Origin of the sequence: Pararhodospirillum oryzae (genome assembly GCF_007992075.1) — a bacterium.
In the GTDB taxonomy this organism is placed as follows: Bacteria; Pseudomonadota; Alphaproteobacteria; order Rhodospirillales; family Rhodospirillaceae; genus Pararhodospirillum; species Pararhodospirillum oryzae.
On the sequence record NZ_BJZO01000135.1, the window covers coordinates 1 to 6,777 of the forward strand.

The window sequence follows — 6,777 nt, forward strand, 5'->3', positions numbered from 1 at the left end:
GCCTGGGCCAGGGCGATCCGGGCCTGGCGCTGGTCCTCGTGAAGCCGGACCTCGGCGGCCTTGGCTTCCTCCCCCAGCCGCTTGTTTTCGCGGGCGTTGTCGCGGAAGACCTCCAGCGCATGGGCCATGGCGCCGATCTCGTCGCCGCGCTGCCCGCCGTCGATCGACACGGCCAGATCGCCCCGGGCCAGACGGGTCATGGCCCCGGTCATGGCGCGCAGCGGGCCGGACACCGTCCGCACGACCACCGTGGACACGCCCGTCGTCGCCGCCAGAATCACAAGCCCGATGAGGAGAAAGCCCATGGCCTGGTCCATCATCATGTCTTCCAGGTCATCCAGGTACACCCCGGTGCCGACGATCCAGCCCCAGGGAGCGAAAGGCGCGACATAGGTGAGTTTGGGAGCTGGCTTCTCGGCACCGGGATGGGGCCATTCATATTCAACAAAAGCCGATTGATTATTGGCCGTTCTATCAATCATTGCGCGAAAATAGGGGAAGCCGTTCGCGTCTTTTGTTTGGGAGAAATCCTTCCCCTCGGCTTGGGGAGCCCCCCGGTTTACGACCGAAAGCCCCTGCCGGTCGTTAATGAACACGTAATCGCCATCGCCAAAGTTGATGCTTCTGATAATATTCTTTGATCTTTCGCGTGCCTCGTCCTGGGAGATTTCTCCTTTTTCCGATTGTTCATGAAGACTACTGATAATGCTGATGGCCGAGGAAACATGTTCTTGAAGAAGAGCTCGTCGCTCTTGAAGAATGCTATCCTTTTGACGCTGAAGCGCGATTCCGACGAGAAGCATCATGGCAAGGGCCATGAGAACGACAGGAAGTGCTATCCTAGCGCCCAACGGCACCTTCAGAGACATGGGAGAGACTCCTTTGCTTGGAAATCCTGTGCTTCCCGGTGGATTAGAAAAATAACCGAGCGCTTCCTTTCGCACGGGAAGGGATGAGAACTGGGACAATATGACAGATCCGGAATGAATAGCATATACCATGTGGCAATTTGGCATCAAAACACACCGGAAGATCGCTACTGCAATAATGGCGTGTCATTCAGACCAACCTCTCGCAATAGGGAGCCACCTTCCACCAAACATTCGTAAAATTTCATCAACAAAAAGTCTTTTTAATATTTACACTTCCTTCTTGAGGCAAAATTTTCAACGAAAAGCTGTTCCATGCAACGAGGTCTCCCCTGAAAGGGGGGCGACTCGATCAAAGGCCTGCTCTGCCGCCCCCTTTGCCGAGGGACGGATGAACGCCAGGGTTCATTCCAAAAAAGCGGGCCGGAAAAGCGGGCCCCTCTTTTCCGGAAAAGACAAACCCAAACAAAGGGATCCAGAGCCTGCCCGTTTCAATTCGCGGCGGACGGACTCAGGGAAAAGGCGTGCGACGATCAAAAAAAGGGGAGAGCGCGGGGCTCCAGGGGAGGCGGGGCCGTCCTCCTGGAGCGCGACGCATGGGCCGGGCGCCCCCGGCCGGTTCCGACTCCGGGGGCGGCCCTTGCCGGGCAGGCGCGAGGCCCGAAGCGGGCGACGGCGTATTTATTTACCGCAACACTTCTTGTACTTCTTGCCCGAGCCGCACGGGCACGGATCGTTGCGCCCGATCTGCTCCACCTGGCGGGGGGGATGCTTGGGATTCATCACCGAATCCACGTACACCCACCGCCCGTTCTCGCGTTGAAAGGTGGAGGCCTCGTGCCGGATCAGATCCTTGCCCTGGTGACGGAAGCGGGCCAGGAACTCGACCTCGCCGGTTTCATCCTCGGGGCCGCCCTCCTTGGTCCGCACCACCTTGAGTCCGGTCCAGGTGATGCCTTCCACCATGGCGGCGGTTTCGTCGCGGTCGAACTTCTCGCGCAGGGCCTCGGCGTCGGTTTCGCCCAGGTATTCGTAGCGCTCCAGGACATAGGCCGTGTAGCGCGAGCGCATCAGGGCCTCGGCGGTGGGGGCGGCGGCCCCGGCCAGCAGCGGGCCACAGCAGGCCTCCAGGCTGTCGCCCACGCCGCAGGGACAGGCGCCCTCCTTTTTCGGGCCCCAGAGATCGGTCATCGCGGTTCCACTCCTTGAGTATGGCCGGTGCAGGCCCGGGCCAGGGGATTGCTTGTCAGTCGTTGGGCGCGGTGCGGCGGGCGGCGAAGCGGTAGGGATTGGCCGGATAAACGCCCAGCACCTTGACCTGATGGGTGAAGTGGGCCAGTTCCTCCAGCGCGCGGGCCAGCGCCGGGTCCTCGGGGCGGCTTTCCACGTCGGCATAGAACTGGGTGGCCACGAACGTGCCTCCCACCTGGTAGCTTTCCAGCTTGGTCATGTTGATGCCGTTGGTGGCGAAGCCCCCCAGCGCCTTGTAGAGCGCCGCCGGCACGTTGCGCACCCGGAAAACAAACGTGGTGATGCAGGCCAGATCCTCGCGCGGCTGCACGGGCTCGCGGGCCATGACCAAAAAGCGGGTGGTGTTGTGGGTTTCGTCCTCGATGTGGGCGCGCAGCGACTCCAGGCCATAGATCTCCCCGGCCAGCTCGCTCGCGATCGCCGCTTCCGTGGGCGTGCGCAGTTGCGCCAGCTCGGCGGCGGCGCCCGCCGTGTCGGCGTGCACCACGGGAGTGAGGCCGTTGGCCTGGATGAAGCGGCGGCACTGGCCCAGGGCATGGACGTGGCTGCGCACCACCTTGACATCCTCCAGCTTGACGCCGGGGACGACCAGAAGATGGTGATGCACCTTCAGGTAAAATTCATCGACAATGAACAAGCCGGAATCGGGCATCAGGTGGTGGATGTCGGCCACCCGGCCGGCCACGCTGTTTTCGATGGGCAGCACGGCATAGCGGGCCTTGCCCTCGCGCACCGCCGCGAACGCATCCTCGAACGCCGCGCAGGGCAGCACGGTCATGGCGGGAAACAACCGGGTGCACGCCATATGGGAATACGCCCCGGGCAAGCCCTGGAAGGCCACGGTCAAGGTTGGGTCGCTCATCGGTGGAGCCTTTTCAACGGCGGGAACAACAGGGAAAAAACAGCAAGGGGTCCGCCCCCCGAAACCGGTCTTCGTCAGGCGGTCCGGCCCAGCGCGGCGCGGGCCCGCTCCAGGTCGTCTTGGGTATCCACGCCCAGCGGCACGGTGTCCACCAGGGCGGCTTCGATGCGCAGGTGATGTTCCAGCGCGCGCAGCTGCTCCAGGCGCTCGCGCCGCTCCAGCACCCCGGGCGGCCACGAGACAAAGGCGCAGAGCGCGGCGCGGCGCCAGGCATAGAGGCCGATGTGGTGGTACACGGGCCCCTCGCCCGTGGGCACGCACGCCCGGCTGAAATAAAGCGCGCGGGCGTGGGAGGCACCGGGCGCGAACCCGGCCACCGCCTTGACCACGTTGGGATTGCCCAGCTCCTCGGGGCGGGTGATGGCGCACACCGGGGTGGCGAGATCAATGGCCGGATCGGTGTGCAGGGCCGCCAGGGTGGCGCGCGGCACGGCGGGCTCCAAGGTGGGCAGATCGCCTTGGATGTTGACGATCACGTCGTGATGGCCGTCCGGGTCGGCGCGGGTCAGGGCCTGCCACACCCGATCGGACCCGCTGGGCAGGTCGGGGTCGGTCAGCACGGCCCGGCCGCCCACGGCGGCAATGGCCTCGACAATGGCCGGATCGCCCGCCGCGACCAGCACCGGGCCCAGATCGGCCTCGCACGCGCGCCGCCAGACATGAACAATCATCGGCTCGCCGGCGATGTCGGCCAGCGGCTTGCCCGGCAGGCGGGTGGCGGCAAGGCGGGCGGGAATGACCAGGATGGGCCGGGTCATGGGCGCGAACTCCGAAAAAGCGGCCCGGGGCCGCGAGACGGCAACGGAAGGCGAGGGATGAAGAAGGCCCCCCGCCTCCGGAAGGAGGCGGGAGACCTCGTTGAACCGCGAACGGGCCCGGACCCTGCCCCCCCGCGTGTCCGGACTGTCTGGCGTGCCCGCGCTCAGGTCGGCGGGCGGACGGCCTCGGGGCGCCGCTGAAGCAGGAACTCGCGGCCCACCTTGACCCGGGGCTTGCCGTCGTAGGCGATGATGTCGGCGGTGGCGTAGGTTTCGTTCCAGTTCTCGGGCAGGTACGAACCGGTGCCGATGACATCGACGGGAGCCTTGGCGTAGGCCATGACCCGGCACTTGGCCGGCGAGAACCCCGACGACGCGATGATGCGGGTGCGGGGGAAGCCGGCGTGGTCCAGGGTTTCGCGCATGTGCCACAAGGCGGCGGCCGACACGCCGGTGCCGATCAGGTAGCGCAGCTCGGTTTCCGACCGGTAGCCCCGGATGGCGTCGCGGGCGTTTCGTTCCAGCACGTCGTAGGAGGACTGGGTGTCCAGCCCCTCGACATAGCGCCCGCCATGGGTATCCAGACGCACGCCCAGGCGCCCTTGGGCGGCCAGTTCGGGGAAGCGCCGGCACACCGCCAGGGCGTCGGAGATCTCGCGGCCGAAGTAATCGACCAGAACCACGAGATCGACATCGGGATGGGTTTCGTGGAACATCTCGGCCGCGCGCACGGTCGAGCCCGCGTAGCCGATCAGGCTGTGGGGCATGGTGCCGCTGCCCTCGGCGCGGTCGAAATAATGGGCGGTGGCGTCGGTGGCGTTGCCGATGAAGCCCTTGGCCTCGCCCTTGCGCCGGGCGCGCTTGCCGCCCACCGAGGCCGCGTAGGCCATCAGGTCGGCCATTTCGGTGCCGGCGCAGTGACGGGCATCCATGGCCAGGAAGGCAACGCCGGGCAGGTCCATGCACATGTGAAAAGCATTGTAGGCGGCGACGCAGCACGCCCCCAGCTTTTGCAAGAACAGGGTTTCCAGTTCGGAAAGCGCCATGAACGAGCCGGTCAGGGTGACCATGGGCTCGCCGGCGCCCACCCATTCGCCTTCCTTGTACAAGGAATCAACCACGACCTCGGTGCCGCGCTCCTCGGTGACGTGGCGCAGCCAGCCCAGCGCGAGGCGCGGCGCGTACAGCACCGGCCGGCGCATGAAGACGGCGTAGGTCACGCTCACGTCTCCGAACCGGCGGACCACGTCGGCGGTCCGGGAGAAATACTTGTCGGTCCACTGCGGCACCTCGGCCGCGCCCGGCCAGCGCTCGGAAGACCTGTCCATCCCCGTCTTGTCCTTTGTTCATGACGCCTGGAAGGGAGGGGCCCGCCGGGCGTCAGACCCGGCGGACCGGGGGTCCCTCAGGTCGGGTTGAGGCGTTGGGCACGGGCGCTGGCGCGCTCGGCCTTCAGGGCCTCGGCGATCAGGAACGCCAGTTCCAGGGCCTGGCTGGCGTTAAGGCGCGGGTCGCAATGGGTGTGATAGCGATCGCCCAGGCGCGCCTCGGTGATGGCCTGGGCGCCGCCGATGCACTCGGTGACGTCGGCGCCGGTCATCTCGAAATGAACGCCCCCGGGGTGCGACCCCTCGGCCCGGTGCACGGCGAAAAACTCGGTGACTTCCTGCAAGATCTTCTGGAAGTCACGGGTCTTGAAGCCGCTGCTGGCCTTGACGGTGTTGGCGTGCATGGGATCGCAGCTCCACACCACGCGCCGGCCCTCGCGCTGCAAGGCGCGGATCAACGGCGGCAGGCCCTCGGCCACGCGTCCCGCGCCCATGCGCACGATCACGGTCAGACGGCCGGGGTCGTTGGCGGGGTTCAAGGCATCGCACAGGCGCAGCAGGTCGTCGGGGTGCATGCTCGGGCCGGCCTTGACCCCGACCGGGTTGGCGATGCCGCGCAGGAACTCGACATGGGCGCCGTCGGGATCGCGGGTGCGATCGCCGACCCACAGGAAATGCGACGAACAGCCGTACCAGCGCCCCGAAATGGAATCGACGCGGGTCAGCGCCTGCTCGTAGTTCAGCAGCAGGGCTTCGTGGCTGGTGTAGAAGTCGGTCTCGCGCATCTGCGGCACCGAGTCGGGCGTGAAGCCGCACGCGCGCATGAAATCCAGCGACTCGGCGATGCGATCGGCGAAGGCGCCGTAGCGCTCGGCCTGCGGGCTGCCCTGCACGAAGCCCAGGGTCCACTGGTGCACCTGGTCGAGGTCGGCGAAGCCGCCTTGCGCAAACGCGCGCAACAGATTCAAGGTCGCGGCCGACTGGTGGTACACGCGCAGCAGGCGGTCGGGATCGGGCACCCGGCCCTCGGCGTCGAAATCCATGGCATTGACCATGTCGCCGCGATAGCTGGGCAGTTCCACCCCGTCGACCATTTCCATGGGGGCGGAACGCGGCTTGGCGAACTGGCCGGCCATGCGGCCCACCTTGACCACGGGCAACGCGGCGCCAAACGTCAGCACCACCGCCATTTGCAGCATGACGCGGAACGTGTCGCGGATGGTGTTGGCCGAAAACTCGGCGAAGCTCTCGGCGCAGTCGCCGCCTTGCAGCAAGAAGGCCTTGCCCTCGGCGACCTCGGCCAGCGACGCCGTCAGCGAGCGCGCCTCGCCCGCGAACACCAGCGGGGGAAATCGGGACAGCTCGGCTTCAACCGCCGCAAGGTGGGAGACGTCCGGGTACTCGGGCATCTGCTGAGCGGGCTTGGCGCGCCAACTGTCCGGGGTCCAGGTCGAGGCCATGGCAGCAAGGTCCTTGGGTAGGGCGGCACAGGCAAGAAGCCGACCGATCGAGTCAAAACAGGCGATCGATATACGAAAGCCATTCCCTCCTGGCCAGAAAAAAAGCCCGTTTCGTGCGAGGGCCCCCGGGACTTGCACCACGGGGCAATCGGACGAAGCCTGGAACGCCCTTGAAAAAGGGTTCCCCAA

The 6,777-nt window shown here is 66.0% G+C and carries 6 protein-coding genes; all 6 read right to left on the reverse strand.

Annotation, left to right across the window (positions count from 1 at the left end; translation table 11 throughout):
• The coding region (locus ROR02_RS15670; protein ID WP_170245152.1) for a cache domain-containing protein at window positions 1-869 on the reverse strand (869 nt) is incomplete at its 3' end.
• Between the two features lie 681 nt (window positions 870-1,550).
• Window positions 1,551-2,060, reverse strand: a complete 510-nt coding sequence (locus ROR02_RS15675) for a YchJ family metal-binding protein (protein WP_147164989.1) — start codon at window positions 2,058-2,060, stop codon at window positions 1,551-1,553.
• Between the two features lie 55 nt (window positions 2,061-2,115).
• Complete coding sequence (locus tag ROR02_RS15680) at window positions 2,116-2,982, reverse strand: prephenate dehydratase (protein ID WP_147164990.1); 867 nt, start codon at window positions 2,980-2,982, stop codon at window positions 2,116-2,118.
• 74 nt (window positions 2,983-3,056) lie between these two features.
• Window positions 3,057-3,800, reverse strand: coding sequence for a 3-deoxy-manno-octulosonate cytidylyltransferase (locus tag ROR02_RS15685; protein WP_147164991.1), 744 nt, complete (start codon window positions 3,798-3,800; stop codon window positions 3,057-3,059).
• Between the two features lie 164 nt (window positions 3,801-3,964).
• Complete coding sequence (locus ROR02_RS15690) at window positions 3,965-5,128, reverse strand: beta/alpha barrel domain-containing protein (protein WP_147164992.1); 1,164 nt, start codon at window positions 5,126-5,128, stop codon at window positions 3,965-3,967.
• A gap of 77 nt (window positions 5,129-5,205) precedes the next feature.
• A complete protein-coding gene (locus ROR02_RS15695) occupies window positions 5,206-6,588 on the reverse strand; it encodes a class II 3-deoxy-7-phosphoheptulonate synthase (protein WP_147164993.1) in 1,383 nt (460 codons plus the stop codon).
• Between the last annotated feature and the right edge of the window lie 189 nt (window positions 6,589-6,777).